The following is a 26,974-nucleotide window of genomic DNA, read 5'->3' on the forward strand; positions in this document are numbered from 1 at the left end:
GTAGGTCTCGTGTGCCGGGTACCCCGAAAACGGCTCCGCTCACGTGAGTTCGTCGGGTGCCGCCGGGTCAGGACGAGATGTAGATACTCCAGTCGGGAAAGCCCCACCGGCCGTTGTGCTCGCCGCGTTCGATCCCACCGCCGTAGGTGCCGCGGCAGCCGATGCCGTTCCAGAGTTTGACCTTCCGGTCGGTGAGGTTGCGCACCGACGCCCGGCCGACGACCCCGACCGCACTGAGATCGATACAGCCGCTGGGGTTGTCGATGATCTTCTCCACCCGACTCCCCTCGGCGATCCACCGCAGTGCGACCTGCCCGCTCGCGGCGTGCGCGCTACTGTCCACTGCCGATGTCACCGCTATCGCCATCGCGGCCGAACCCAGAGCCATCACGAAACGACGCATACGAGAACCTTCCTGAACGGGAGGACATCCCACACGGAAACCGATCGAGCGCCGACCATTACAGCCGAACCCTCCCCCGTGCCCGCGCCGACGCGCCGGTGTCGATGCCGGAAAATGCGGGCCCGCTGCATGTTCGAACCACGCACCCCGCGATGTCACCGCCCGACATACCCCTCTGACCAGCCGATACGAACCGGACAGCGGTCCAATCCCCGTCGCCGCCGCGCGAAGCCCGCCAACGCCCCTTTCTTCACAGGTTCCCCATCACGGCCATACTGTCGGTCGGCCCGCCCTTGCGGGGCAAGGTTCTCGGGGACAGTTGATCCTCGGTGAAAGGTCCGGTTATGCCCGATCTCGTCTTCCTGCTCGGCCGGATCCGGCCCGCCCGCGCTCGCCCCGGTCCACCTCGATACCGGCGGGCCGGCTCGGCTACGCCGGCCGCGACCCCGCGGTGACCTGATCTCGGACGCCCGGTTACCGCCGCAGCGGCACAGGCCGCTGTCCCACCGCGACGCACCCGATTCCGAACCCTCGACGACGGGTCAGTGTGTGCGCCGCCGGGCCCGTTCCAGTTCGACCGTCGCCGCCCGGACCGCGTCCCGGGCGGCGCGTTCGGCGTTGCGGGCGAATCGGTGCCGGTCTTCCGCCGCGGCGAGTTCGTCGCGGAGTCCGGTCAGCCGCGCGGTGGTGGCCGCGAGGTGCTCGGTCGCACGTTGTGCTTCCTTCTCGGCGGCGGTGAGAGCCTCGCGCGCAGCGGTTTCGGCGGCGCGGAGTTCTTCCCGCGCGCGCAGCCGGTCCGTTTCGGCGCGCGTGTATTCGGCATCGCCGGCCTTCTTCTTCGGCCGTGTCTCCGCGTCGGCGGCCTTCGGCTTGCCCCGGACCACGGACAGATCGGGCTCCACCGGGCCGAAACCCGCATAGCTCTGCGCGGTGACCAGGGTGCCGGCCCGGACCTGCTCGGCGATATCGGGATCGGCCAGAGCGGCCGTCAGCGTCTCGCCCACCTGCCGCAGTACCGCTCCGGAAACGGGTCGGCCCCGGCCGGCGGCCACCTCACCCGCCCGTTCGGCCAATGCGTCCACCACCTGCCGGCGCTGCCGGGTCAGTTCACGCAACCGGGCACCCGACAGTTGCCGCTGCGCCGTTCGCAGCTCGGCGCCGAGCCGCAGCAGGGCGTCCACCTCCCGAGGGGCCGCACGCACCAGTGTGTTCACCGCCCATGCCGCGACCGTGGGTTTGCGCAGGGCCGCGATCGCCGCCGCCAGTTCCCGATCCCCGAGTTCCTTTGCCGCACCGGCGCGGGCGTCGCGCGCGGCGACGAACTCCGCGGGCGCCAGCCCGTACAGGTCGGCGGCCACCTCGCCCAGGCTCATACCGCACGAGCCTAGCGGCGCGGGGCGCGCCCGGATCGGTACGCGCGAGCGGGTCAGCGCGCCTCGATCGTGCCGCGGAGGATGTGCAGCAGGCCCTCGGGATCGTCCCGTACCGAATTGTGCCCGCCGTCCAGTGCGTATGTGGTCCACCCGGGGTCCCGGCCCAGGCGCGCACACACGCCGGTGAATGGTGAGGAGGTTGCCCATCCGGCGGCGTAGACGTAGGTCATATGGGTATCGAGATTCACGCCGGCCCGGCGCAGGTGGCCGCGTCCACCGACGCCGGTCGGCGTCGACGGCAGCACTCGGTGCCCTTCGTCCGGCGGCTGTCCGGAAGCTGGTGCAGGCGTGCTGTGCGATCCACAACCCGCGCTGGTCGCCGACCACAGTGTCACCGCCGGGGCACCGCGGCGCATCGCCCACGACGTCGGTGGGTGATGTCCTCGAAACACCATCCGCCGTGGCACATACGCCCACGACTCCGGCGGTCGAGGCCGACCGCCTCGCGACGACCGAGTACGCCGAGGGGATCTCGCGCCGAAGGCCACCGGAGGCGACCGGTTGCCCGCATCGCACCCGGCGGCGGCCTACCGGGGGCACGTTCCCGCTGCACTGGGCGGTCCGGTGCGGCGTCGGTCTCGATCACGCGTCGTTTCCGCAGGTCGCGACGGCATCTCCGGGGCGTCTGAGGAAAACTGTGGGAATGGGTGCGCCCGCCACGGAGGTACCGGCCGCGCAACGGCATCGCAGACTGCTGCGTAGTGGGGTGTGGTCGGCCTATCTGCTGGCGCTGCTGGTGGTCACCGTGCTCTTCGGCCCGCCGACCCAGCGGATCTACCAGGCGCTGTGGATCGTCGTGGGGATCGCGGCATTCGCACCGCACCGGCCGTGGCGGGACCAACTACGCATTCTCGTGGACTGGGTGCCGCTGATCGCCGCGCTGGTCGTCTACGACCACACCCGCGGTATCGCCAATACACTCGGGATGCCGCTGCGCGTCCGCGAACCGGTCGGGGTCGAACGCGCCCTGTTCGGCGGGACCGTGCCCACGGTGTGGTTACAGGAGCAACTGAACGGTGACGGCGGACGGCCCTGGTGGACCGTATTCACCGGCCTCGTCTACACGAGCCACTTCCTGGTGCCCTGGCTGATCGCCGCGATCCTCTACGTCTTGTCGCGGGAGCGCTGGTCGAAATATATGCGCCGGATCCTGCTGCTGTCCTATCTCGGTCTGGTGACCTATGTCCTGCTGCCCGCCGCGCCGCCCTGGTACGCCGCCCGCGTCGGGGTGATCCCGGCCGAGGTCCACCGAAGCACCGGTTTCGGGTTCCGGCTGTACTCGGTCGATATCGGCGCCGACTGGCTGGCCGCGCAGAGTAATCCCGTCGCCGCGATCCCGTCGCTGCACGCGGGCTTCGCGCTGCTGGTCGCGGTCGCGCTGTGGCCGTCGGCCCGGCAGTGGTGGTGGCGGATCCCGTTGGCCGCCTTCCCCGTGACGATGGGTTTCACCCTCGTCTACGGGGGTGAGCACTATGTGATCGATGTGCTGCTGGGCTGGGTGTACGTCGGGCTGGCGATCGGGCTGGCCACCGCCTGGGAGCGGCGCCGGACACCGGCGGGACCGGTCCCGGCGCCCACATCCGCGGCGCCGGGCGGCGATCGCGGCGGCTAGCCGGCCGGGCCGCGCGATACCCAGGGCGCCAGCAGCAGCGTGGCGGCCCGGCGGATATCGGCCACCGCCTGTTCCGCACTCAATTGGCCCGCCGTGGCCCAGGTCAGGATGCCGTAGGCGCACTGTTCGGCGAGCCGGGCCAGCTGTTGGTCCGCCTCGTCCGGTTCGCCGATTCCGGCGGCGGCGAGGATCCGGTCGCGCAGGGTGGGGTCGACCGCCACCGGCCCGGCCGAGCGCACGGCATTCGCCGAGACCAGCATGGCGCGACCGAGCAGGGGGCGTCGGAGCAGCCCGGTCACCGCCGATTCGAGCAGGTCGGCCACGGGGCCCACCGGATCGGCCGGGTCCGCCACCGGCACGGGCAGGTCCGCGACGGCCGATTCGAGTACGCCCGAGTAGAGATGATGTTTGGACGGGTAGTAGCGGTACAGCGTTCCCAGCGCCACCCCGGCGGCCGCCGCGATATCGGACATCTGGACGTGTTCGAGCCCCTGTTCGGCACCGAGCCGGGCGGCGGCGCGCAGGATGGCGCGCCGGCGCTCGTGCTGGAGCATGGTGGTCGGCCGGCCCGGCTCCCTGGGTTCGGCGATCCGCGGCACTGGGTACCTCCGTTCGGAAAAACTAGAATTCACTCTAGTATTTCCGGGCTCCCGGTTGTAGAACTGGGTGTGGCCCGATCCCGAACCCCGAACGGAGACCCAGTTATGCCCCCTGTCGATCCCGGTCGCTACGGCCCGTGGGCGGTGATCACCGGCGGTTCCGAAGGCGTGGGCCGATCGTTCGCCCGGCAACTCGCGGAATCCGGTATCCACTTGCTGCTGGTGGCCCGGCGGGCCGGTCCGCTCGAAGACACCGCCGCGGAATGCCGGGCCCTGGGCGTCACGGTCCGCACCCTGGCCGTCGACCTCACCCACCCGGAAGCCACGACGGCGGTACTCGACGCGGTCGCCGATGTGGAGGTCGGGTTGCTGGTCCACAATGCCGGCGCCAACACCCACAGCGCCGAGTTCCTCGACGGCGATCCCGCGGCCTTCCAGCAGGTCGTCGAACTCAACATCACCACCCCGCTGGCGCTGATCGCCGGATTCGGGACCGCGATGCGCGATCGGCGCCGCGGCGGGATCCTGCTGGTGGGTTCGCTGGCCGGCTACCTGGGATCGCGGCGGCACACGGTCTACGGCGGAGTGAAGGCATTCGGCCGGATCTTCGCCGAAGGTCTCTGGCTGGAATTGCGCGAGCACGGCGTGGACGTGCTCGAACTCGTCCTCGGCGTCACCCGCACCCCGGCGATGCAGCGCGTGGGTCTGGACTTCGACATCCCCGGAATGCCGGTCTCCGAACCCGACGAGGTCGCGACCGAAGGTCTCGCGGCGCTGGGCCGAGGCCCGGTCCACGTCATCGGCGCCCATGAGCGTCTCGCGGCCCGGCGCAGCGATCCCGATCGCGCGGCGGCCGTACTGGGCGCGGACCGGATGATGCGGCGACTCATCGGCGCCGCCGAAGACCCGCCGCGGTGAGAGTCGGGCTGTCCACTCCGATCGTGGTCCGGGTACCCGGTACGGCCTCTCCCTGGGAATCCGGCGGGGGCACCGCCGAACTCGTCCGGATCGCCGAACTCGCCGACGAACTCGGCTTCGATCATCTGACCTGCTCCGAGCACATCGCGGTCCCCGCGGCCGATACCGAGACCCGCGGTTCGACCTACTGGGATCCGCTGGCGACACTGTCCTATCTGGCGGCACGGACCAGCCGGATCCGCCTGGCGACCTCGGTCATCGTACTGGGATACCACCATCCACTCGCGCTGGCCAAGCGTTACGGCACCCTCGATCGGCTCAGTGGCGGCCGGGTGGTGCTCGGGGTCGGTGTCGGCTCACTGGAAGCCGAATTCGCCCTGCTCGGTGCGGAATTCCCGGAGCGCGGCGCCGCCGCGGACCGCGCTCTCGAGCAAGTACGGGACGCGTGGGGGCGGCGGGAGGTCGGCGAGTTCGTCGTCGACCCGCCCGCCACCTCGACCACCGCACCGCTGTGGGTCGGCGGCCGCACCCGTCGCTCACTGCGCCGGGCCGTGGCCCTGGGCGTGGGCTGGGTACCGTTCGGCCTGTCCACGGATACGCTGGCGGCGCATCTGGCCGCGGTACCCCCGCCGCCCGGTTTCGAGGTGGTACTGAGCCCGGGCCGGGCCCTGGACCCGCTCGCGGATCCCGCCGGCACCCGGTGGCGGCTGACCCGATTACGCGATATCGGCGCCACCGTGGCCTGCTGCGACCTGCGGGCCACCGATATCGACCACTACTGCGAACAGCTCGCGGCGCTGCGCGCGGCGGCCGGCCCGCTCTGAGCACCGCAATGGAAAGGAAAGCTATGGACGAGGACCGTTTCACGCGTCTGGAAGCGCGTGTGCGCCGGCTCGAGGACGAGGTGGCGATCACCCGGCTGCTCGCCTCCTACGGCCCGTTCGTCGATGCCGGGGCCGCCCCGGATGTGGCCAACCTGTGGACCGAGGACGGTGAATACGATGTCGAGGGCTGGTCGATGCGCAGTCGCGCGGATATCCACGCGATGGTCGAATCGGCGGCGCACCACTCCCTGATCGACGCGGGCTGTGCGCATTTTCTCGGACCGTCCCGGGTCGTCGTCGACGGCGATACGGCCACGGCGGTCTGTGAATCACTGCTGGTGCGCCGGTACGACGACGGCTACCGGGTGTGGCGGGCGGGGGCGAACAGTTTCCGGCTCACCCGCACTCCGCACGGCTGGCGGATCACCCGCCGCGTCACACGGGCTCTCGACGGTGCCCGGCAGGCCCGGGACCTGTTGCTCACCAACATCTCTCCAACGGCGGACTGAGCCGCACCGGGACCCGGCGGACCGACCCGGCCGGCGACGGTGGCCGAGCCCGCCACCCGGGTCAGCGAGGCCGGTCCCAGGCCCGGATGGTCGCGCAGGTGGTACCGGTGTACTCCGCGACGCTGGAGTTCGGGCTCGTTACCGGTCAGTGAACTGCCGGCCGGCCATCGTCTCGTTCCGGGCGCTACCCGTCCCCGACGGATGACGGTCGATACCACCGCGCCGAGCGAACGCCCGGCGTGTGACCCAGGCCGCCACAGGCCAACGTTTGCCGCCGGGTACCAGGTGGTAGTCATCCAAGGAAATGCTCTCGCGTGGTCCGTCCCTCGCCAAGACGGTTCGGGAGGGGGCGGCACAACGGGCAACAGGTGGCTAGGAGAGTCGGGTGTCGGTAGTTCTCGTGCTTCAGGCACGCGGTCTCGGTGATCTACTCACCGCTGTTCCGGCATTACGTGCACTGCGCCGGGCCCGCCGCACCGATCATCTGATGCTGGCCGCCCCGCATCGCCTACGTCCCATCGTCGATGTGATCGCCTGCGTGGACGAGTTCGTGCCCATCGCCGATCCGCAGGGCCTGCGCTGGGACGGGCCGCCGCCGAAACTGGCGGTGAACCTGCACGGCGCCGGCGCCGCCCCGATCGTGCAGCTCGGCAAGACCGGAGCCGAACGGATCCTCACCTACGGGAATCCGGCGTTCCCGGAGATCCCGGCGCCCGATTGGAAGCCCGACCACCATCCGATCGACCGCTGGTGTCATCTGCTCGAATTCGATGGGATCGGTGCGGATCGGCGCAATCTGGGCCTGGTACCGCCGGTGGCCACCACCAGCCATCGCGACAGCGTGGTCGTTCATATCGGCGCGAGTGCGGCGGCCCGGCGCTGGCCCGCCGACCGATTCGCGGCGGTGATCCGGCATCTGCTGGTGCTCGGTCACGAGGTGGTGCTGACCGGCGACGAGAGCGACCGGGAGAACGCGCTGGGGATCGCGGCCCGGGCCGGGCTGTCGGGCCAGCGAGTGCTGGCCGGTAAGCAGAACCTGATCGAACTGTCGGCAACGGTGGCCGAGGCCTCCGTCGTCCTGTGCGGGGACACCGGCGTCGCCCATCTCGCCACCGCCTTCGGGACCCGCACCGTGCAACTGTTCGGCCCCACGGCCCCGGATCAGGGCGGGCCGCCGCGGCACCTGCTGACCCGGCACGAGGTGCTGTGGGCCGGGCGCATCGGCGACCGTCACGCCACCAGCACCGATCCCGGCCTGCTACAGATCGGCTCGACCGAGGTGGTCGCCGCCCTCGACCGGCAGCTGAGCAAGCGCCGGCACGAAGCGACCGTGCCCGGCAGTACGGCGTACCGCCGGGTCGGCTGAGGCCGGGGCGCTAGCGGTCGTCCCTGTTCGCGGCCTCGGTGAGCGCGGCGGCGTAGGCGGCCAGGGCGCTCTGCCAGAACTGTTCCAGGTAGTCGCGGGCATCGCTGAGACCACGCGGGTCCAGTGAGTAGAGATGACGGTTGCCCATCGGCCGCATCATCACCAGCCGCGCGTCCCGCAGTACCCGCAGATGCTGCGATACCGCCGAGCTGGTGATTCCGACCTCGGCGGCGAGTTCCCCGACCGAGCGCGGCCCGGCCGGCAACGCTTCGAATATCGCGCGCCTGGTGGGGTCCGCCAGGGCGATCAGCGGCGCGACTCTGTTAGCGACCACTGAAACAGTGTCGATCTTCTGGCACACTTCGGTCAAACTAGATCAATGTCTCACCTGTGCAGCTCGGCGGGCGATATTTCCGGTTCGTTATCGGACGGCAATCCGCGACCTGCACTTATATGATCTCGTGACTGTTGCCACACAATTGCTGACTCGGCGTGTCGGTCCCCTAGCTTGTAACCATGCCCGTGACCCTTCCGTTACCTTTCCGTAAGCTCACGGTGTCGTCGATCGGCCGTCGCCCCATCACGACACAGGTTGTCGCCACCTCGACAGCCCTCTGCGCCGGTTTCGCCCTCTTCGCCGCGGGAGCCGATTCCGGTAACGAACAGATCACCCCGGTGGCCGCCACTTCGGAGGCGCCGGCCGACCCCGCCGACCGCTCGCCCGCCGAGCGGCCCGCCATCTCGCACGACCCCGCCGCGTGGGCCCCCCATCAGGCCGCCGGCGACAACCAGCCCGCTCCGGTGTCCTTCCCGTTCTTCGAGCCACCACGGCCCACCACGGTACAACCGGCCGACGGCGTCGTATCCTCGGGCTTCGGGGCACGCTGGGGCACCAACCACAACGGCATCGACTTCGCCGCGAATATGGGTTCGCCGATCCGGTCGGTCACCGACGGTGTCGTGATCGAGGCCGGCCCGGCCACCGGCTTCGGCCTGTGGGTTCGCGTCCAGCAGGATGACGGCAGCGTCGGCGTTTACGGCCATATGCAGGACATTCTCGTCTCGGTCGGCCAGCAGGTGCAGGCCGGTGACGTGATCGCCACCGTCGGCAGCCGCGGCCAGTCCACCGGGCCGCACCTGCACTACGAGGTCCACCAGCCCGGTATCGGCCCGGTCGACCCCCTGCCCTATCTCGCCGGGCGCGGGCTCGTCCTGAACAACCCCGGCTGACCCTTACCCACAGCCGATCCGACGGCTCCCGGCATACCGGGGTACCGGCCGCACATCGTCCCGTAGTGGGACGCGGCGGCCGGATCCCCGTTCCTACCGTCGGTCCATGTCCACACCGCTCCTCGGCGTCCCGGCTACCGGACGCCCCACCACCTCCGATCCACGTCGGGTGATCGGACGCCTGCACCGGCCATTGCTGCTCAGCTCCACGGCAATGGCCGGTCTGGTGTTCACCGGCCTGATCGCGATGATGGTCGACGACCGCGTGCTGCTCGGCGAATCGGTCTGGCTCAAACCGGTCAAATTCGGGCTGGCGTTCGTGCTGTACTCGCTCACTCTGGCCTGGCTGCTGTCGCTACCCCACCGCGGTAGCCGGGTGACCTGGTGGCTGGGTGTCGTGTTCTCCGTCACCGCGATCGTGGACGTGGGATTCATCGTGGTCCAGGCCGCGCGGGGCACCTTCAGCCATTTCAACACCGAAACCGACCCGGTCAACGAAATCGGGCAACTCATCTTCGCCTCGGGTGTCCCGGGTCTCTTTTTCGCGAATCTGCTGATCGCCGTGATCGTTTCGATACGTCCGGGCGCGGATCGGCCCACGGTGTGGGCCATTCGCGGTGGGCTGGCGATGGCGGTGGTCTCGATGGCACTGGGATACCTCATGGGTTTCACCGGGACCCAGCTCACCCGAACCGCCGACGGCCGACTCGTCGAACTGGCCGCCGGGCACACCGTGGTCGACGCCGCGACCCGGGAGGCCGTCGGCGCACCGGACGCGGTGCCGGGTATGCCGATCACCCACTGGAGCACCCTGGGCGGCGATCTGCGCATTCCCCATTTCATCGGATTGCACGGAATCCAGGTGGTACTGGCCGCGGTGGTGATCCTCGCCTGGTGCGCGCGACGTCACCCCCGGCTGCGCCCGGCCCGGACCCGCAGCAGATTGATCGGGGTGATGATCCTGGGCGGGGGCGGTCTGCAGGCGATCACGTTCTGGCAGGCGATGCGCGGGCAGCCACTGGTGCACCCGGACACCGCCACCCTGCTCGCGCTGTGCGGCCTCGGCGTCGTGGTGACGATCCTCGCCGCGCTCAGCGTCGGGTCCACCCCGGCGGTCGGCGGCGAGACGATCTCGCCGCCGCGCGCACAGTGCGATTCGGCGCAGGTCAGCGCAACCGTTCGGCGTCCCGGGCGAGTTCGACCAGCACCGCGCTGAGCCGCGCGAGCTCGTCCCGGTCGGCGCCCTCGTCGACGGCCGTCGCCACATCCTCGGCCGCGCAGCGCGCGGCGAACCACCGGTCGGCCAGCGCGGTGGCCTCGGCGGCACTGAGCACCACCGAATCGGCGGGGATCCCAGTGCCCTTCACATTGTTGCGATGCTCATAGGCGCGCTGGCGGCAGGACTGTCGGCAGTAGCGGCGCCGCCGCCCCGCTTCCGAATCCACTATTTCCCGACCACACCACAGGCACGACTCCAACCGGCGCGACATGACCCGACACCCTAATAGGAACTCTCGCAGCGGCACACACCGCACACCGCGCGGGACCATTTCGCCCAACCCCGTACAATTACAAGGCTTGGGAACGGAAAGACCCTGACGAACGTTGACATGAACAGGGCGCACGGCCTGGACCGGCACGAATCCTCGATTCGTGGCACAGCCAACGGCCCGCGCACGTGACCCTAACGGTCGGCGGGCGACAACGGCCGGCGAACGCGACCCACCAGGTCGCGGTAGCAAGACAACAAGGGGTCGACCCATCGGCTCGCGCCCCCGGCGCGGGTTCCGGTGCCCCGCAGCGGATACACCGTCGGTGTTTCCGCTCCGGTGTTCCGGAGCCCCTCGGCAGGGCACCGCGGGCCCGCGCGCGGCAACGCGCCGACAACACAGAGAGGACCTGTACAGATGGCAGATCGCGTACTCCGGGGCAGCCGGCTCGGAGCGGTGAGCTACGAAACCGACCGCGACCATGATCTGGCTCCCCGCCGGATCGCCCGGTACCGGACCGACAATGGTGAAGAGTTCGATGTTCCGTTCGCCGACGACGCCGAGATCCCGCCGACCTGGTTGTGCCGCAACGGCCAGGAAGGTGTGCTGATCGAGGGCACCACGCAGGAGGCGAAGAAGGTGAAGCCGCCCCGCACGCACTGGGACATGCTGCTCGAGCGGCGCAGCAAGGACGAGCTCGAGGAACTGCTCAAGGAGCGGCTGGAACTGCTCAAGACCCGTCGCCGGGGCTGAGCCCGGCCGACCCGAACGGCACACCGAAGGCCGTGCCCGCCGGATATCCGGCGGGCACGGCCTTTGTCGTGCTCAGTGACTGGCCACCCGGCGGTACTGCAACAGCGCCAACGGCATCGCGATCAGCAGAATGGCCACCGAGCACAGGATCGCGTATTCGACGCAGTGCTCGGCCGGCCAGCCGGTCGCGGTAGGGAACATCGGGGGCGCGCTGTTGTCGAACAGTTTCCGGCCGGTCGCCGCGACCGCGGTGATGGGATTCCACTCGGCGATGGTGGCGAGCGGCTCGGGCAGGGTCTGGGCCGAGATGAACGCCGAGGAGATGAACGACAGCGGGAACAGCCAGATCAGCCCGGCACTCTGGGCGACCTCGACATTCGGGGCGACAAGACCGGTGAGCGCGCCGATCCACGACATGGCGAAGGCGAACAGCAGGATCACCGCGTAGGCGAGTGCGGCCTCGGCCAGGCTCCCATTGATGCTCCAGCCGACGATGTACCCGCACACGGTCATCACCACCAGGCTGACCATGCTCACCACCAGATCGGAGAGCGTGCGCCCCATCAGCACTGCCAGCCGGGACATGGGCAACGCGCGCATCCGGTCGATGATGCCCTTCTCCAGGTCACCGGCCAGTCCGACAGTGGTGAACGCAGCACTGAAGGCGACGGTCTGGGCCATGATTCCGGCGATCAGGAACTCCCGGTACTGGCCGCCGCCCAGTGAGGCACCGAATACGTAGGCGAACAAGAAGACGAACATCAGCGGCTGCACCGTAGCCGTGACCAGCAATGTCGGCACCCGCATGATGGTGATCAGATTGCGATGCGCCACGATCGCACTGTCGCGGAAGAACCGCATACGCGGTTCGGTGGACTTCGGAATCCGGTGCGAGCCGGGCGCGTGGGACAGTTCCGCCTCCGTCTCTTCGGTCTTTCCGGTAGTTTGACCGACCGCCACTTCTGCGGTGCTCACGACATGATCTCCTCGGGGACGTCACTGGTTTCCGGCTCGGATTCCGACGCTGCCGGGGAGCCGGTGATGGACAGGAAGACATCGTCGAGGCTGGGCCGGTGCACCCGGGCATCGACAACATTCACCTCTGCGTCATCGAGCCGGCGCAGGGCTTGGACCATGGTCCGGGAACCGTCACCGACCACCACCGACACCTCGTCGACACCCGCCTCGTGGGCGGGCTCGCCGATTCCGATTTCGGCGAGAACCCGCAGTGCGGGCGCCGGATCCTGGCCGGGACTCAGCGCGACGGTGAGCCGGTCCCCGCCGATCGAGGATTTGAGTTCGTCCGCCGAACCGCGGGCGATGACCCGGCCCTTGTCGATCACGGTGATCTGGTCGGCCAGCCGGTCGGCCTCCTCGAGATACTGGGTGGTCAGCAGGACCGTGGTGCCGTCACGGACGAGTTCGCCGATAACCCGCCACATATCGTTGCGGGCCCGCGGATCCAGGCCGGTGGTCGGTTCGTCCAGAACCACCACCGGTGGGCGGGCGACCAGGGCACCGGCCAGATCGAGTCGCCGGGTCATCCCGCCGGAATAGGTTCCGGCCCGGCGGTCCGCGGCATCCTCGAGCCCGAATTCCCCGAGCAGTTCCCGGGCCCGTGAGGCCGCGCGTTCGCGCGACATACCGTAGAGTCGCGCGACCATCCGCAGGTTCTCGTAGCCGGTGAGGTTGGCGTCCACCGCCGCGTACTGACCGGACAATCCGATGAGTTTGCGGGCCGCCGCCGGATCGTGCAGGACGTCGACATTCGCGACCCGGACGGATCCGGCGTTCGGCCGCAGCAGGGTGGTGACGATCCGGACAGCGGTGGTCTTACCCGCGCCGTTGGGACCGAGCAGCCCCAGCACCGTGCCTTCGGGGATTTCGATATCGACCTCGTCCAAAACGCGGACGCGGCCGTAGTACTTCACCAGACCGGTGATCTGTACCGCGGGCTTCACTGAGCGTTCTCCTTCGTTTCGATACCGGGCTGCGGTGCCGTGGCCGCCCCGCGCAGGTGTTCCCGGAGCACGGGTCCGAGCACCGCCAGGGATTCCGGGGTCGTCATCTCCGCGTGCGTGCACGCCAGTTCCCGGGCGTGCACGGCACCGGTGACGAAGCCCCGCCAGGCCTCCGGACGGCGATCGGGGGAGGCAAGGTTCACCGGGTCGGTGCCGGCGGCGAAGAACAGCAGATCGCCGTCGAACACACCGGGCCGGAAACCATTGGCCTGGACGGTGCCGTCGGCGTAGCCGGCGTACAGCCGTTCCAGATGGTCCACCGTGAGTGCCGCGAACGGGCCGGGACGCGACCGCAACAGTTCGGCGGCCTCGGCCAGGCTCGGTTCCGCTCCTTCGGCGACGAGATCGCCGCCGAATTCGCCGAGGATCTCGGCGACGCCGGGCACAGCGTCGGTGGCCAGCTCATCGGAGAGCCGGTAGCTGTCCAGCATGGTGAGCAGCGCGACCTCCTCGCCGGCCGCCTGCAGTCGGACGGCGATGTCGTGCGCGATCAGTCCGCCCAGCGACCAGCCGAGCAGCTGGTACGGCCCGTGCGGTTGCACGGTCCGGATGTGGGCGATGTAGTGCTCGGCCGCTTCGCCGATCGAACCGAATCCCGGTTCGCCGCTCGCCTGTGGTGACTGCAGCCCGTAAACCGGCTGATCGGCGGGCAGTTCGGCGAGCAGGCCGGCGTAGCACCAGGACAACCCGATCGCCGGATGCACACAGAACAGCGGGGGCCGGTCGGTCCCGGTGCCCGGGCGCAACGGCAGCAGGGGAGCCAGCGCCAACCGCATGGCATCGGCGGCGGAGCCGTCGCCGAGCCGGGCGGCCAGCGCGGCCGGGGTGGATTCACCGAACAGCAGTTGCATCGGCAGGTCGTACCCGGCCTCCCGGGCCCGGCCGACCACCTTCGTGGCGAGCAGTGAATTACCGCCCAGTTCGAAGAAGCCGTCTCCGGCGCCCACCCGGTCGACCCCGAGCACCTCCGCGAAAATATCGCACAACGCGGCCTCTACCGGATTGGCGGGCGCCCGGTAGGCCTCGGCGGCGGTGAACACCGGTTCGGGCAGGGCGGACCGGTCGAGTTTGCCGACCGGAGTGAGCGGCAGCCGGTCGATCAGCATGATCGACTGCGGAACCATGTAATTGGGCACCAGTTCGGACACATGCGCGGTGAGTTCGGCGGCGGTAGTGACCCCCGCCGCTGCCTTCACATACGACACCAGCGCGGTCGCGCCCGCGGCCGTCCGATGTCCCGCGGTATGAGAGAACTCGACCGCGGGGTGCCGGCTCAACGCCGCGTCGATCTCGCCCAGTTCGATCCGGAAACCGCGGATCTTCACCTGATGGTCGGTCCGGCCGACGTATTCGATATCGCCGGGACCGCCGTCGCGCGCCGTGCGGATCCGCACCAGATCCCCGGTGCGGTACATCCGCTCCCCCGGTTTCCCGAAGGGATCGGCCACGAAGCGCTGGGCGGTGAGCCCGGGCCGGTCGTGGTACCCGCGGGCGAGCGCCCCGCCGGCCAGGTACAACTCGCCGGTGACCCCGAGCGGCGCCGGGCGCAGCCGGGCGTCGAGCACCATGGCCGCGACACCGCGGATCGGTTCACCGATCGGGATCGGACCACCGGGTACCAGGGGCGGCGACATAACGGTCACGATGGTGGTTTCGGTGGGTCCGTAGACGTTGTGCAGATTGCGGCCCGGCGCCCAGCGCGCCACGACTTCGGCCGGCAGGGCCTCGCCACCGACCAGTACATGCTGGAAATCGGTGACACCTTCCGGGTCCACCGTCGCCAGGGCGGCCGTGGTGATGAAGGCGTGGGTGATCCGTTCCGCGATCAGCACCCGGGCCAGATCCGCACCACCGACCACACCCGACGGGGCGAGCACCAGGGTGGCCGCGCCACCGAGCGCGAACAGCAACTCCAGCATCGCGGCATCGAAACTGGGGGTCGCGAAGTGCAGGATGCGACTGCCCGGCCGGACATCGAAGCGGTGGGCCGTCTCCGCCGCGAAATTGGACAGCCCGCGATGGGTGACCACCACACCCTTGGGAGTTCCGGTGGAACCGGAGGTGTAGATGACGTAGGCCGGGTTGTCCATCCGCAACGGGGTGATCCGGTCCGCGTCGGTGAGCGCGGCGCTGGACGCCCGCAGCACCTGTTCGCGAACCTCGTCGTCGTCGAGGGCCAGCCAGTGCGCCCCTTCGGGCAACTGCTCCCGGTACTCGGCCAGCGTGAGACCCAGGGCCGCGCCGGAATCCGAGAGCATATGGGTGATGCGCGCGGCCGGATAGCCCGGATCCACCGGGACGAACGCGGCGCCGGTCTTGGTCACCGCCAGGACCGTGGCCACCGATTCGACGGTACGCGGAATACCCAGCGCCACCAGCGTTTCCGGCCCCACGCCGTAGCCCACAAGCACCCGGGCCAGCCGGTTGCTCCAGCGGTCGAGCGCATCGTAGGTGACCTCCACGCCCGCCCCGGCGAGCGCGACCGCCTGCCGGTCGACGTGCACCGCGGCGGCGAAGACCTCGGCCAGGGTGCACGGCTGGTCCGGATCGGCTCGACGCAGCGGCGCCAGCGCCGACCATTCGGCAGGCTCGAGCAGCTCCAGATCACCGATGACCACGGCGGGGTCGGCGGCGATCGCGCCGAGCAGCCGGACCAGGCGGCGGCCGAGCCGGGCCGCGGTCGGTTCGTCGAAGAGATCTCCGCTGTAATTCACCGCCACGCCGATACCGTCGGGCGACCGGTCGGCGCCGCGGCATTCGGTGAGGGTGAACTGGAGATCGAATTTCGCGATACCGGCGTCGATATCCATCGCCTCGATACTCAGGCCCGGGAGTTCCAGGGCGCGTACCGGTTCGTCGCGTACCGACAGCATCACCTGGAACAGCGGGTGGTGCGCCTGGGAACGAACAGGGTTGAGCACTTCGACCAATCGCTCGAACGGCAGGTCCGCGTGCCCGAACGCGTCGAGATCGGTATCGCGCACGGTGTCGAGCAGATCGGTGAACCGGTCGTTGTGGGCAACCGGGGTTCGCAGGACCAGCGTATTGACGAACATGCCGATCATCCGGTCGAGTTCGGGCCGCCCCCGGCCGGCAACCGGGGTGCCGACGGCGATATCGCCGACGCCGGTCATCCGGTGCAGCAGCACCGCCAGCGCGGCGTGCAACACCATGAACAGGCTCACATTGTGGCGTCCGGCGAGTTCGCGCAGTTCCCGGTGCACCCCTGCGTCGACTCGCTCCTCGACGGTGCCGCCGCGGTAGGACGGTACCGGCGGCCGCGGGCGGTCGGCGGGGACGGCGAGCAGTTCGGGCAGTCCCTCCAGCCTGGTGCGCCAGTAGTCGAGCTGCCGGCGGATCGGGGAGCCGGGATCGTCCTCGTCGCCGAGCAGTTCCCGTTGCCACAGGGTGTAGTCGACGTACTGGAGTTGCTCAGGGTCGGTATCGGGCCGGGCGCCGAGCCGGATCGCCCGGTAGGCCGTCGCCACATCGGCGGCCAGCGGTTCCAGCGACCAGCCGTCCATCGCGATGTGGTGCACCACCAGCACCAGGATGTGATCGTCCGGCGCCACCACGAAAAGCGCTGCCCGCAGCGGTATTTCGGTGGCCAGGTCGAATCCGGGGGTGATGAACCGTTCGATCGCCGCTCCGTGGCCCGCGTCGCCGGCCACCGGTGCGTGCAGGGTGACCGCGGCGTCGGCCGCGTCGAGCACCCGCTGTACCGGCTCGCCGCCGACCTCCGGGAACACCGTCCGCAGCGTCTCGTGCTGTTCCTGTACCCGGTGCAGCGCACCGCGCAGCGCCGCGTGATCGAGCGGACCGCGCAACCGCAGCACCACCGGGATGTTGTACGCACCGCCCGAGGTGTCCGAACCGCCGAACCGGTTGAGGAACCACAGCCGCTGCTGGGCCGGGGACAGCGGAATCCGCTCGGGCCGCTCCCGGCGCACCAGGGCGGCCCCGGTGCCGGCGGATTCCCCGTCGAGACGGGCCGCGAGTTCGGCGACCGTCGGGGCGGCGAACACCGTCCGTACCGGCAGTCGTACTCCGGTGGCCGCGTCCAGGCGACCCACCAACTGGGTGGCCAGCAGCGAGTTGCCACCGATATCGAAGAAACTCTCGTCGGCATCGGTGATCGTCACGCCCACCAACTCGCCCATGATCGCGGCGACCCGGCGTTCGGTCTCCGAACCGAGCACGCGTCCGGATGCGGTGGCGGGCAGGACCCGGGGTTCGGGCAGCGCGGCGGTATCCAGTTTGCCCACCGGTGTGAGCGGGATCTCGTCGAGCAGTGTGAACGCGGCCGGGATCATATGCCGGGGCAGGCGACTGCTCAGATGGTCGCGCAGTTCCTCGGGTTCGGGGCATATCGTGGGATCGGCCGGGTGGACGAAGGCGACCAACCGGTCCGAATCGCCGAGCCGGCGCACCTCGACATGGGCGAAGTGCACCGCCGGATGCGCGGTGAGCGCGCCGGCGATTTCGCCGAGCTCGATGCGGAAGCCGCGCATCTTCACCTGGTTGTCGCTGCGGCCCAGATAGCGCAACCCGCCGTCGCGGGTCCAGCGCGCCACATCACCACTGCGGTAGAGCCGGGCCCCGGGCGGTCCGTAGGGGTCGGCGACGAACCGCGCCGCGGTGAGCCCGAACCGGTCGTGATAGCCCCGCGCCAGGCCCGGACCACCCAGGTACAGCTCACCGGGTACCCCCACGGGCACGGGCCGCAGGCGTTCGTCGAGCACCACGGCCCGGGTCCCGCGGACCAGATCGCGTAGGTCGCCCGGGTTGCCGGCGGTCAGCGGCGTCACCGAGATCACGATGGTGGTTTCGGTGGGTCCGTAACCGTTGAACAGGCGGCGGCCGGGCGCCCAGCGCGCCACCAGCTCCGGCCCGGCGTGTTCACCGCCGACCATCAGACCCCGCAGCGCCGGCAGCGGCCAGCGCTCGTGGTCGATGGTGGCGAGCGCCGCGGGGGTGATGAAGGTGTGGGTGACCCCGGTGCGGGTCATGAATTCACCGAGTTCGTCACCGCCGTACACATCCGGCGGCACGATGACCATGGCGGCACCGGATCCGATGGCGAGCAGCAGGTCCAGGATCGCCGCGTCGAAACTCGGCGACGCGAAGTGCATGGTGCGCGCGGCGGGGTTCACCGCCAGCCGGTCCCGGAACTCGTCGGCGAGATCGGCGACCGCGCCGTGGGTCACGATGACACCCTTCGGCTTACCGGTGGAGCCGGAGGTGTAGATGAGGTAGGCCGCATCGGTGATCCGCACCGGGCGCAGCCGGTCGCTGTCGGAGACCGGGCCCGCGGCCTCACCACCGATCTCACTACGGCCCGCGGGGGAATCCAGCAGCAGCCAGTCGATCTCGCTGCCGCCCGCCGCGCGCAGCCGTTCGGCGTACCCGCTGCGGGTGATCCCGACCGAGCAGCCGGAATCGGCGAGCATATGCGCGACACGCTCGGCCGGATAGTTCGGATCCACCGGGACGAAGGCGGCTCCGGCTTTGGCGACAGCGAGCATGGTCGTCATCGAATCCGCGGATCGGATGAGCCCGAGAGCGACCTTGTCGCCGGTGCCGAGTCCGCGCCGGATCAACGCGCGGGCCAGGCGGTTGGCGCGACGGTCGAGGTCGGCGTAGGTGAGTACCGTCTCGTCCTCGTACAGCGCCGGGCGCGGTCCGTGAGCGAGTACGGTGGCACCGAACAGAGCGCCCAGGGTGCGCGGGATCCCCGGAGCGGGGCCGCGGGCCGGGCACAGGGTGTCACGTTCGGCATCGGTGCGGGTGTCGATATCGCCCACCGGTACGGTCGGCCGGGCGCCGATCGCGGCGAGCACCCGCAGGAAGCGGTCCGCGAGCGCCTCGACGGTGGTCGCGTCGAACAGTTCGTCGGCATAGACGAATTCGAGGTCACCGCCGGTGAGATCGTCGGCGCGCAACTCCAGATCGAACTTCGCGCGCGCAATATCGAGCGGGGCCGCCCGCACCGCCAGCCCGGGCAGTGCCAGGTCGGGCACCGGGGTGTCCTGCACGGTGAGCGCGACCTGGAACAGCGGGTGGCGCGCGGTGGCACGCGGATCGTGCCCGAGCGCGGCCACCACCTGTTCGAAGGGAATATCGGCGTGCGCGAGCGCGGCGAGTTCGGTATCCCGGTCCTCCCGCAGGAGGTCGGTGAACGGGCGCGCCGGATCGACCAGGGAGCGCAGCACGAGCGTATTGACGAACATCCCGACCAGATCGGCGAGCCGGCTGTCCGTGCGTCCGGCGACCGGGGTACCGATGGCGATATCGCGGCCACCGGTGACCGCCCGCAGCAGTACCGCGAGCGCCGAACGCAGCAGCATGAACGGGCTCACGCCCTCGGCGTGGACCAGATCCACCAGGGCGGTGCGCACCGGCTCCGGAATACTGCGGCGGACCGAGGCGGACGTCTGCTCGGGTTCGGTGGGGCGGGGCCGGTCGTAGGGCAGGGGTAGTTCATCGGGCAGACCCACCAGCCGGTCCCGCCAGTAGCCGAGCTGGCGCGCGGCGAGGCTGTCCGGGTCGGCCTCGCTACCGAGGTGCTCACGCTGCCAGAGACCGAAATCGGCGTACTGCACCGGCAGCGGTGCCCACTGTGGCGCGGCACCGGCGCGGCGGGCCTGGTAGGCCAGCGCCAGATCCCGGATCAGCGGCCCCATCGACCAGCCGTCGGCGGCGATGTGGTGGAGCACCACGCCGAGCCGGTAGCGATCCGGCCCGGTGCGCAGCAGGGTCACCCGCAACGGAGTCCCCACGGTGAGGTCGAATCCGGTGGTGGCCGTTTCCCGGAGCGCCGCTTCGGCCCCGGCGTCCTCGGTCTCCTGTGGTTCCAGGGTGGGCAGCGCCCAGGCGGCGGGCAGAATACGCTGCTGGGCGCCGTCACCGTCGGCGGGGAAGACGGTACGCAGGACCTCGTGCCGTTCGACGATATCGCCGAGCGCCGCTCGCAACGCGGGTACGTCCAGCGCGCCGTCGATATCGAGAACGAACGCGATGTTGTAGGCGCTGGATTCGGGCGCGAACCGGTTGAGGAACCACAGCCGCTGCTGCGGCAGCGACAACGGCAGCCGCGCGGGCCGCGGATCGTAGGCGGCCAGCGGGATCCGGGCGGTGGCCGGAGTCCGCAGCAACTGTTCGGTCAGCGCCGCGACGGTCGGAGCCTCGAACACCGTACGGACCGGCAGGTCCACCCCGAACCGGTCGTAGAGCTCGCCGACCAGCCGAGTCGCCAGCAGCGAGTTGCCGCCCAGGTCGAAGAACGGGTCCTCGGCACCGGTCACCGAACAACCCAGCACCTCCGAGAAGACCTCGGCGACCCGGCGTTCGGCCTCGGTGGCGGGCGCGCGGGAGGTGGAGCCGGTGCTCAGGAACACTGGTTCGGGCAGCGCCTTACGGTCCAGCTTGCCCGACGGCGCCTTCGGGAACTCCGGCAGCACGGTGATGGCGTCGGGGACCATGTACGCGGGCAATTGACCGCGTACGGCCGCCCGGACCACGGCGGGATCCAGTGTGCTGTCGGCGACCAGATAGGCCGCCAGCCGCTGCCGGGCGTGCGCGTCGGTGTGTACCACCGTCAGTGCCGACCGCACTCCGGGATGGCCGCGCAGTACGTGGTCGATCTCCGACAGTTCGATCCGGAAGCCACGCAGTTTGACCTGATCGTCGGCGCGGCCGAGGAACCGCAGCCGCCCGGTCCGGTCGGCCACCACCAGATCACCGGTGCGGTACATCCGTTCGCCGCGCCGGCCGTACGGGCCGGCCACGAAACGGGAGGCGGTCAGGCCGTGCCGGCCCAGATAGCCGCGAGCCACCCCGGGGCCCGATACGTACAGTTCACCCGGGGTACCGGGCGGTACCGGACGCAATCGGGAATCCAGCAGGAACAACCGCATACCGCGCACCGGGTGGCCCAGCGGCACCGGACGGCCGGGCCGCATCGGGCCGGACATGGTGGCGGCCACCGTCGCCTCCGACGGGCCGTACATATTGTGCATGCGGTACCGGTCGGCCCAGGCCGCCACCAGTTCGGGACTGCACGCCTCACCACCGACCATGACACTGTGCAGCTGATCCAACCCGGACGGATCGACCGTGGCCAGGGCCGCAGGGGTGACGAACGCGTGTGTAACGGCTTCGGCCCGCAACAGTTCGGCGAGTTCGGCACCGCCGTAGATATCCGGCGGCGCGATCACCACGGTGGCCCCGCAGACGAACCCGAGCATCAGTTCGAGCACCGAGGCGTCGAAACTCGGCGAGGAGAAGTGCAGGGTGCGCGCGGCCGGGGTGACGCCGAACAGATAGCACTGTTCGGCGGCGAAGGAGGACAGTCCGGCGTGGGTGACGACGACGGCCTTCGGCGTGCCGGTGGAGCCCGAGGTGTAGATCAGGTAGGCCGGATGCGCGGCGCGCAGCGGCGCGATCCGGTCGGCATCGGTGATCGGCGCCGCGGATACGGCGGCACAGTCGATGTCGATATCCGGCGAGCCGAGGATCAGCCACGATTCCACGGCACCGGGCACCTCCGCCAGCGCCGCGACCTGCTCCCGGCCGGTGACCCCGAGCCGGGCGCCGGAATCGGTGAGCATATGGGTGATCCGGTCCGCCGGATAGCCCGGGTCGACCGGGACATAGGCGGCACCGGTCTTGGCGACCGCCCAGACCGCGGTGATCGCGTCCAAACCGCGCGGCAGCGCCAGCGCGACCACGGTTTCGGGTCCGGCCCCCTGCTCGATCAGCAGCCGGGCCAGCCGGTTCGCGCGTTCGTCCAGCTCCCGGTAGGTGGTGTCCCGGCCGCGGTACCGAACCGCGACCCCGTACGGGTCCTTGACCGCCGACCGGCCGAAGAGGTCGGCCAGCAGCACCGGCGATTCGGCGGGTCCACCCGCCAGCGGAACGAGATTGCCGCGCTCGCGCCGCTCCAGCACCTCGATATCGCCGACCGGCCGCCGGGGGTTGCCGACCGCCGCGTCCAGCACGGCGACGAACCTGCGCGCGATCGCGGCGACGGTCCGCTCGTCGAACAGATCGGTGGCGTAGCCGATCTCGGCATGCAGTTCACCACCGGCGTTGTCGTCATGGATCTCGAGCTGGAGGTCGAATTTCGCGATGGCCCCGTCCAGCGGCAGGATCTCGGTCCGCACCCCCGGCAGCGCCAGTTCGATTTCACCGGCGTTGTCGTAGGACAGCATCACCTGGAACAGCGGATGACGCGCCCCGGAGCGTTCCGGGTTCACCACCTCGACCAACCGCTCGAACGGAACGTCGGCGTTGGCGAAGGCATTCAGATCGGTTTCCCGGACGATATCGAGCATCCGCTCGAAATCGGCGCCGGGATCGACCTCCGTGCGCAGCACCAGGGTGTTGACGAACATCCCTACCAGTTCGTCCAAGGCAGGGTCGGTGCGGCCCGCGATGGGGGTGCCGATCACGATATCGGTGCTACCGCAGATACGGGCCAGCAGCGTGGCCAGCGCGGCGTGCACCACCATGAACATGCTCGCCCCGCGCGCGGCGGCCAGTTCCGCGGCCGCGCGGCGGGTGCCGGCCGGGATGGTGAACGAGACCTGCCCGCCTCCGGTGGAGCGGCGGGCGGGACGCGGACGGTCCAGCGGGAGGTCGAGCTGATCGGGCAGTCCGGCCAGTTCGGCCCGCCAGTGGGTGATCTGCCGGCTCAGCGCACTGCCCGGATCGGATTCCTCGCCGAGCAGCTCCCGCTGCCACAGCGCGAAATCCGCGTACTGCACCGGGAGCGGAGTCCACCGCGGCGCCCGGCCGGCGACCCGTGCCTCGGCCGCGGTGGTCAGATCCCGGACCAGCGGCGCGACCGACCAGCCGTCCCCGCAGATATGGTGTAGCACCAGTACGAGGACATGGCTGTCGTCGTCGAGGGAGTACAGGGCGACCCGGACCGGGAACTCGGTGCGCAGATCGAACGGCCGGGAGGCGAATTCCGCGGCCAGGCCCGTGATCCGGGCGCTGTCGGCCTCGATCACGTCGAGGGCGAGCCCGGCGTCGGCGGCCGGATGGATCTGCTGGTAGGGGCCCTCGCCGGACTCGGGGAAGGTGGTCCGCAGGCTTTCGTGCCGCTCCAGCACGTCGAGCAGCGCGGCCTGCAACGCCTCGATATCCAGGATGCCGTCCAGCCGGACGGCGAGCGGCATATTGTAGGCGGCGGCGTGCTCGGCGAAACGGTTCAGGATCCAGAGCCGCTGCTGCGCCGGGGAGAGCGGGATCCGGTCGGGCCGGGCCATCGGGACCAGCTGTGGTGAGGCGAGGTCCGGTTCGTGTACGGAGAACCGATCGGTCAGTTCGGCGATGGTGCCCGCCTCGAACAGATCACGGATGGTCAGCGCGGTACCGAGCGCGGTATTGATCCGCGCGACCGCGCGGGCGGCCACCAGCGAGTTGCCGCCGAGTTCGAAGAATCCGTCCTCGATTCCGACCTCGGGCACACCCAGGAGTTCAGCGAATATCGTGGCCAGGACTTCTTCCACCTCGTTGCGCGGCGCGATCCGGGCACGCTGTTCGGTGGGTTCCGGGGCCGGTAACGCCGCCCGGTCGATCTTGCCGTTGCTGTTCAGCGGCAGTTCGTCGAGCACGGTGACCGTGGCGGGCACCATGTATCCGGGCAGCGAGCGGGCCAGTCCCGCACGGACCTCGTCCGGTTCGGGCACCGCCCCGCCGCGTGCCACCACATAGGCCGCGAGCCGATCGCCGGCGGGGCCGCGGTGCGCGACACAAACCGCGCGGGCGATCCGCTCGTCGGCCAGCAGTGCGGATTCGATCTCGCCGAGTTCGATGCGCAACCCGCGGATCTTGACCTGGAAATCGGTGCGGCCCAGATACTCCAGCACCCCCCGGCGGCTCTCGGCGGACCCGAGCTGCCAGCGGGCCAGATCGCCGGTGCGGTACATCCGCGCGCCCGGGGTGAACGGATCGGCCACGAACCGCTCGGCGGTCAGCGGCGCCTGACCGGTATAGCCGCGCGCCAGCTGCACACCGGCCAGGTACAGCTCCCCCACCGCGCCCGGCGGGACCGGGCGCAGCGCCGCATCGAGTACATAGGTGCGGGTGTTCCACACCGGCGAACCGATCGGGACCGATTCGGGGTCCGGCGGGCAGCGCCAGTAGGTCACGTCGACCGCGGCCTCGGTGGGCCCGTACAGGTTGTGCAGCTGCGGGCCCGGCAGCGCCGCGTGGAAATCACGCACGGTGGCCGGCGGCAGCGCCTCCCCGCTGCAGAAGACGCGGCGCAGTGACGCGCAGTCGCCGACTTCGGTATCGGTGACGAAGACCGAGAGCATCGAGGGCACGAAATGCACTGTGGTGATGCTCTTCTCGCGGATCACCCGCGCCAGGTAGGCCGGATCGCGGTGCCCGTCCGGACGCGCCACCACCAGCCGGGCCCCGGTCTGCAACGGCCAGAAGAACTCCCATACCGAGACATCGAAGGTCGCCGGGGTCTTCTGCAGCACGGCATCGGTGTGGTCGAGCGGGTATTGATGCTGCATCCAGCGGAGCCGGTTCACGATCGCCTCATGGGTGATGCCGACGCCCTTCGGGGCGCCGGTGGAACCGGAGGTGTACAGCACATAGGCCAGATGTTCGCCGCGCAGCGGTGAGATCCGGTCGGCGTCGGTGACGGGTGCGGGATCGTAACCGGAGAGATCGGCGGTATCGACCGCGAACAGTTCGGCATTGCCGGGCAGTTCGAGGCCGTCACGGATGGCGACCAACAGCGCGACCGGACGGGCCCGGTCCACGATCCCCGCCAGCCGCGCGACCGGATGCTCCGGATCCAGTGGAAGATAGGCGGCACCGGTCTTGATCACGGCGTACATCGCGACCACCAGTTCGATACTGCGGCGCAGGCACAGCCCGACCACCTGTTCCGGACCGGCACCCGCCGCGATCAACTGCCGGGCCAGGCGGTTGGCCCGGGCATCGAGTTCCCGGTAGGTCAGCGCCGCACCCTCGAACTCCACTGCCACGGCCTCCGGGCAGTGCCGCACCCGGTCGGCGAAAATACCGGCGAGCGTGCCGGTGTGGACCTCGGCGGCCGTATCGTTCCAGGTGTGCAGCACCTGCCGCTGTTCGGCGTCGGTGAGCACGGGCAGATCCCGGACCGCGGTGTCGCCGCCGGTGTTGAGGAAGCGGTCCAGGAAGCCCAGGAACCGGCGGTGGTGGGCGGTGACCTCGTCGTCGCTGTAGAGCAGCGGGTTGGCCTCGAAATCGAGATGGACCCGGCCACCGTCACCGTTGTACAGGTTGACCGAGAGGTCCTCGACCGGCCCGGTGGCCAGCACATGGACCGAGACCTCGCATTCGGCGAAGTGCAGTGGCTTGCTGAACAGCATGATGTTGATCATCGGGCCGAAGAAACCGCGGGTATCGCGGTCGTAACCGCAGTCACGGCGGATATCGTCGTGCCGGTAGCGCTGATGCCGGAGCGCTCCGGTGATCTGGCGTTCCACCACCCGGACGACATCTTCGACGGTGGTCTCGGCCTCGAAGCGGATCCGCAGCGGCACCACATTCGATACCACCCCGGCCGAGCGGCGCAGCGAAACGGTGGTGCGCGCGGAGACGGGCAGGCTCAGTACCACGTCGTTCTCTCCGGTCATGGACCGCACGTAGCAGGCCATGGCGGCAGCGTACAGAATCGAATCGGTCGCGTTGCGTTGCGTTGCCGACGCCGCGACGGACGCCTCGGTGGCCTCGCTCAGGACCGCGGTGGCGAGCCGGCGACCCGCGTCCGCAGTGGCCGGGGGGTTGGCCACGGTGGAGAGACTGACGACCTCCCCTGCGCCGTCGAGGATTTCGCTCCAGTAGGCGCGGTCGGTGGTGAACCGCTGCGTATTCCGGTACTCGCGCTCCCCCGCGTACAGTTCGGCCAGGGGGGTGGCGCGCGACACCGTGGGTTCCCGGGACTCGTAGTAGGCGGAGTAGATCTCCGCGGTGCGGACCAGGGCGTTCATCGCCGCATAGCCGTCGATGAGGATGTGGTGGACCCGGGAGTACCAGATGTAGTCGCGATCGCCGGTGCGCAGCACGGCATTGAACACCAGCGGGTCGTGGTCGAAGTCGACCGGAGTGCGCGCGTCCTTCTTCATCCAGGCCAGGGCCGCGGCATCCGGGTCCGGTTCCGACCGCAGATCCAGTCGCGCCCACCCGGGTCGCGTCGCCGGATCGACCACCTGGTGCGGTACTCCGTCTATCTGGACGATGCGCTGGAGGCCGACCTCGGTCTCCACCCCGAAACGCTCGACCGCGTACAGCAGCAGACCCGGATCGAGATCACCGTGGAACTTCACGTACTCGACGACGACGAGCGGGATCTCGGGCTGGATCCGCTGGGCATACCACATCGCTGTCTGTGCGGGTGTGAGCGGAAACGGTTCGGCCGAAACTTCTGCCGACGAACTGCTATCGACCCCGGTGGCCGACGATCTCATCAATCACTCCGTTCTACAGCTCGACACTCCCCGAACAGCCCGCAACCGGCCTGTACCGGCCGTGGGGTGTGATTCACGACTGGTTATTCGGAACAGCGCAGTGAATGGATTGCAGTCGAAACCGAATGGTTACCTGGAGCCGGAACGGTAGCGGACCACGGTGTCCGATTTCCGGCACGCTGATGACGCAGAGACGTGGAAGATCGCTTGACTTCTCGTCCGGCGGGCCGGACGCTGCCTAGATACTACGCACAAAGAGCCGACATGCTTACCCCTCGCAATCGAAAAATAAACACGGTGCAAACCGGAAGAACCGCCGACAGCCCAGACGTTATCGC

At 69.7% G+C, this 26,974-nt stretch carries 17 protein-coding genes; 8 read left to right on the top strand and 9 right to left on the bottom strand.

All coding sequences use genetic code 11. From position 1 onward, the window contains the following. Positions 1–67 precede the first annotated feature (67 nt). The 3 genes from ACQPYS_RS18165 to ACQPYS_RS18175 form a co-directional block, all read right to left on the bottom strand. Positions 68–403 (bottom strand): hypothetical protein, encoded by a 336-nt coding sequence (locus ACQPYS_RS18165; protein ID WP_063035150.1) that lies wholly within the window; start codon positions 401–403, stop codon positions 68–70. A gap of 542 nt (positions 404–945) precedes the next feature. After that, positions 946–1,776, bottom strand: coding sequence for a hypothetical protein (locus ACQPYS_RS18170; RefSeq protein ID WP_063035151.1), 831 nt, complete (start codon positions 1,774–1,776; stop codon positions 946–948). A gap of 53 nt (positions 1,777–1,829) precedes the next feature. Next, on the bottom strand, positions 1,830–2,081 hold the full coding sequence (locus ACQPYS_RS18175) for a hypothetical protein (protein ID WP_433490282.1): 252 nt from the start codon (positions 2,079–2,081) through the stop codon (positions 1,830–1,832). A 398-nt stretch (positions 2,082–2,479) separates the two neighbouring features. On the opposite strand from ACQPYS_RS18175, the gene ACQPYS_RS18180 reads away from it, so the two are divergent. Then, positions 2,480–3,448 carry a phosphatase PAP2 family protein gene (locus ACQPYS_RS18180; protein ID WP_433490283.1) on the top strand — a complete coding sequence of 323 codons (969 nt, stop codon included), beginning with the start codon at positions 2,480–2,482 and terminating at the stop codon, positions 3,446–3,448. Here ACQPYS_RS18180 and ACQPYS_RS18185 read toward each other — a convergent pair. After that, positions 3,445–4,047: a TetR family transcriptional regulator gene (locus tag ACQPYS_RS18185; protein ID WP_063035152.1), complete on the bottom strand. Its 603-nt coding sequence runs from the start codon at positions 4,045–4,047 to the stop codon at positions 3,445–3,447. The two genes, ACQPYS_RS18180 and ACQPYS_RS18185, sit on opposite strands and share 4 nt — an antisense overlap. A gap of 105 nt (positions 4,048–4,152) precedes the next feature. Between ACQPYS_RS18185 and ACQPYS_RS18190 the strand changes: the two genes are divergently transcribed. From ACQPYS_RS18190 to ACQPYS_RS18205, 4 genes are all read left to right on the top strand, one after another. Further along, the gene (locus ACQPYS_RS18190; protein ID WP_433490284.1) at positions 4,153–4,965 is read left to right on the top strand and encodes an SDR family NAD(P)-dependent oxidoreductase; all 813 of its coding nucleotides are present in this window, start codon (positions 4,153–4,155) and stop codon (positions 4,963–4,965) included. Next, complete coding sequence (locus tag ACQPYS_RS18195; protein WP_433490285.1) at positions 4,962–5,789, top strand: TIGR03619 family F420-dependent LLM class oxidoreductase; 828 nt, start codon at positions 4,962–4,964, stop codon at positions 5,787–5,789. The genes ACQPYS_RS18190 and ACQPYS_RS18195 overlap by 4 nt, the downstream gene beginning before the upstream one ends. 23 nt (positions 5,790–5,812) lie before the next feature. After that, a complete protein-coding gene (locus ACQPYS_RS18200; RefSeq protein ID WP_433490286.1) occupies positions 5,813–6,298 on the top strand; it encodes a nuclear transport factor 2 family protein in 486 nt (161 codons plus the stop codon). Between the two features lie 385 nt (positions 6,299–6,683). After that, positions 6,684–7,664: a glycosyltransferase family 9 protein gene (locus tag ACQPYS_RS18205; RefSeq protein WP_063035156.1), complete on the top strand. Its 981-nt coding sequence runs from the start codon at positions 6,684–6,686 to the stop codon at positions 7,662–7,664. Between the two features lie 10 nt (positions 7,665–7,674). Here ACQPYS_RS18205 and ACQPYS_RS18210 read toward each other — a convergent pair whose 3' ends face one another. Then, positions 7,675–7,998 (bottom strand): ArsR/SmtB family transcription factor, encoded by a 324-nt coding sequence (locus ACQPYS_RS18210; RefSeq protein ID WP_063035157.1) that lies wholly within the window; start codon positions 7,996–7,998, stop codon positions 7,675–7,677. 182 nt (positions 7,999–8,180) lie between these two features. On the opposite strand from ACQPYS_RS18210, the gene ACQPYS_RS18215 reads away from it, so the two are divergent. After that, positions 8,181–8,894 (top strand): M23 family metallopeptidase, encoded by a 714-nt coding sequence (locus ACQPYS_RS18215; protein WP_063035158.1) that lies wholly within the window; start codon positions 8,181–8,183, stop codon positions 8,892–8,894. 106 nt (positions 8,895–9,000) lie between these two features. After that, positions 9,001–10,110, top strand: a complete 1,110-nt coding sequence (locus tag ACQPYS_RS18220; protein ID WP_433490287.1) for a hypothetical protein — start codon at positions 9,001–9,003, stop codon at positions 10,108–10,110. On the opposite strand, the gene ACQPYS_RS18225 is transcribed toward ACQPYS_RS18220, so the two are convergent. Further along, positions 10,061–10,384, bottom strand: coding sequence for a hypothetical protein (locus ACQPYS_RS18225; protein ID WP_030519041.1), 324 nt, complete (start codon positions 10,382–10,384; stop codon positions 10,061–10,063). The two genes, ACQPYS_RS18220 and ACQPYS_RS18225, sit on opposite strands and share 50 nt — an antisense overlap. Before the next feature lie 417 nt (positions 10,385–10,801). On the opposite strand from ACQPYS_RS18225, the gene ACQPYS_RS18230 reads away from it, so the two are divergent. After that, the gene (locus ACQPYS_RS18230) at positions 10,802–11,137 is read left to right on the top strand and encodes an RNA polymerase-binding protein RbpA (RefSeq protein ID WP_030519040.1); all 336 of its coding nucleotides are present in this window, start codon (positions 10,802–10,804) and stop codon (positions 11,135–11,137) included. A 72-nt stretch (positions 11,138–11,209) separates the two neighbouring features. Here the strand turns inward: ACQPYS_RS18230 and ACQPYS_RS18235 are convergent, their stop codons facing one another. The 3 genes from ACQPYS_RS18235 to ACQPYS_RS18245 all read right to left on the bottom strand — a co-directional run bounded on the left by ACQPYS_RS18235 (position 11,210) and on the right by ACQPYS_RS18245 (position 26,636). After that, complete coding sequence (locus tag ACQPYS_RS18235) at positions 11,210–11,998, bottom strand: ABC transporter permease (RefSeq protein ID WP_063035197.1); 789 nt, start codon at positions 11,996–11,998, stop codon at positions 11,210–11,212. Between the two features lie 110 nt (positions 11,999–12,108). Further along, positions 12,109–13,098: an ATP-binding cassette domain-containing protein gene (locus ACQPYS_RS18240; protein WP_431937590.1), complete on the bottom strand. Its 990-nt coding sequence runs from the start codon at positions 13,096–13,098 to the stop codon at positions 12,109–12,111. Next, positions 13,095–26,636 (bottom strand): amino acid adenylation domain-containing protein, encoded by a 13,542-nt coding sequence (locus ACQPYS_RS18245; RefSeq protein WP_433490288.1) that lies wholly within the window; start codon positions 26,634–26,636, stop codon positions 13,095–13,097. Before ACQPYS_RS18245 ends, ACQPYS_RS18240 begins: the two co-directional genes overlap by 4 nt. Between the last annotated feature and the right edge of the window lie 338 nt (positions 26,637–26,974).

The sequence above is a fragment of the Nocardia grenadensis genome (assembly GCF_050942415.1).
Taxonomy (GTDB): domain Bacteria; phylum Actinomycetota; class Actinomycetes; order Mycobacteriales; family Mycobacteriaceae; genus Nocardia; species Nocardia grenadensis.

Excerpts from the sequence above, each read along its gene's own strand:
- ACQPYS_RS18245 (WP_433490288.1), bottom strand. The coding sequence starts at position 26,636 with ATGAGATCGTCGGCCACCGGGGTCGATAGCAGTTCGTCGGCAGAAGTT.
- ACQPYS_RS18180 (WP_433490283.1), top strand. The coding sequence starts at position 2,480 with ATGGGTGCGCCCGCCACGGAGGTACCGGCCGCGCAACGGCATCGCAGA.
- ACQPYS_RS18235 (WP_063035197.1), bottom strand. The coding sequence starts at position 11,998 with ATGCGGTTCTTCCGCGACAGTGCGATCGTGGCGCATCGCAATCTGATC.
- ACQPYS_RS18220 (WP_433490287.1), top strand. The coding sequence starts at position 9,001 with ATGTCCACACCGCTCCTCGGCGTCCCGGCTACCGGACGCCCCACCACC.
- ACQPYS_RS18165 (WP_063035150.1), bottom strand. The coding sequence starts at position 403 with ATGCGTCGTTTCGTGATGGCTCTGGGTTCGGCCGCGATGGCGATAGCG.
- ACQPYS_RS18230 (WP_030519040.1), top strand. The coding sequence starts at position 10,802 with ATGGCAGATCGCGTACTCCGGGGCAGCCGGCTCGGAGCGGTGAGCTAC.
- ACQPYS_RS18170 (WP_063035151.1), bottom strand. The coding sequence starts at position 1,776 with ATGAGCCTGGGCGAGGTGGCCGCCGACCTGTACGGGCTGGCGCCCGCG.
- ACQPYS_RS18225 (WP_030519041.1), bottom strand. The coding sequence starts at position 10,384 with ATGTCGCGCCGGTTGGAGTCGTGCCTGTGGTGTGGTCGGGAAATAGTG.
- ACQPYS_RS18215 (WP_063035158.1), top strand. The coding sequence starts at position 8,181 with ATGCCCGTGACCCTTCCGTTACCTTTCCGTAAGCTCACGGTGTCGTCG.
- ACQPYS_RS18190 (WP_433490284.1), top strand. The coding sequence starts at position 4,153 with ATGCCCCCTGTCGATCCCGGTCGCTACGGCCCGTGGGCGGTGATCACC.
- ACQPYS_RS18200 (WP_433490286.1), top strand. The coding sequence starts at position 5,813 with ATGGACGAGGACCGTTTCACGCGTCTGGAAGCGCGTGTGCGCCGGCTC.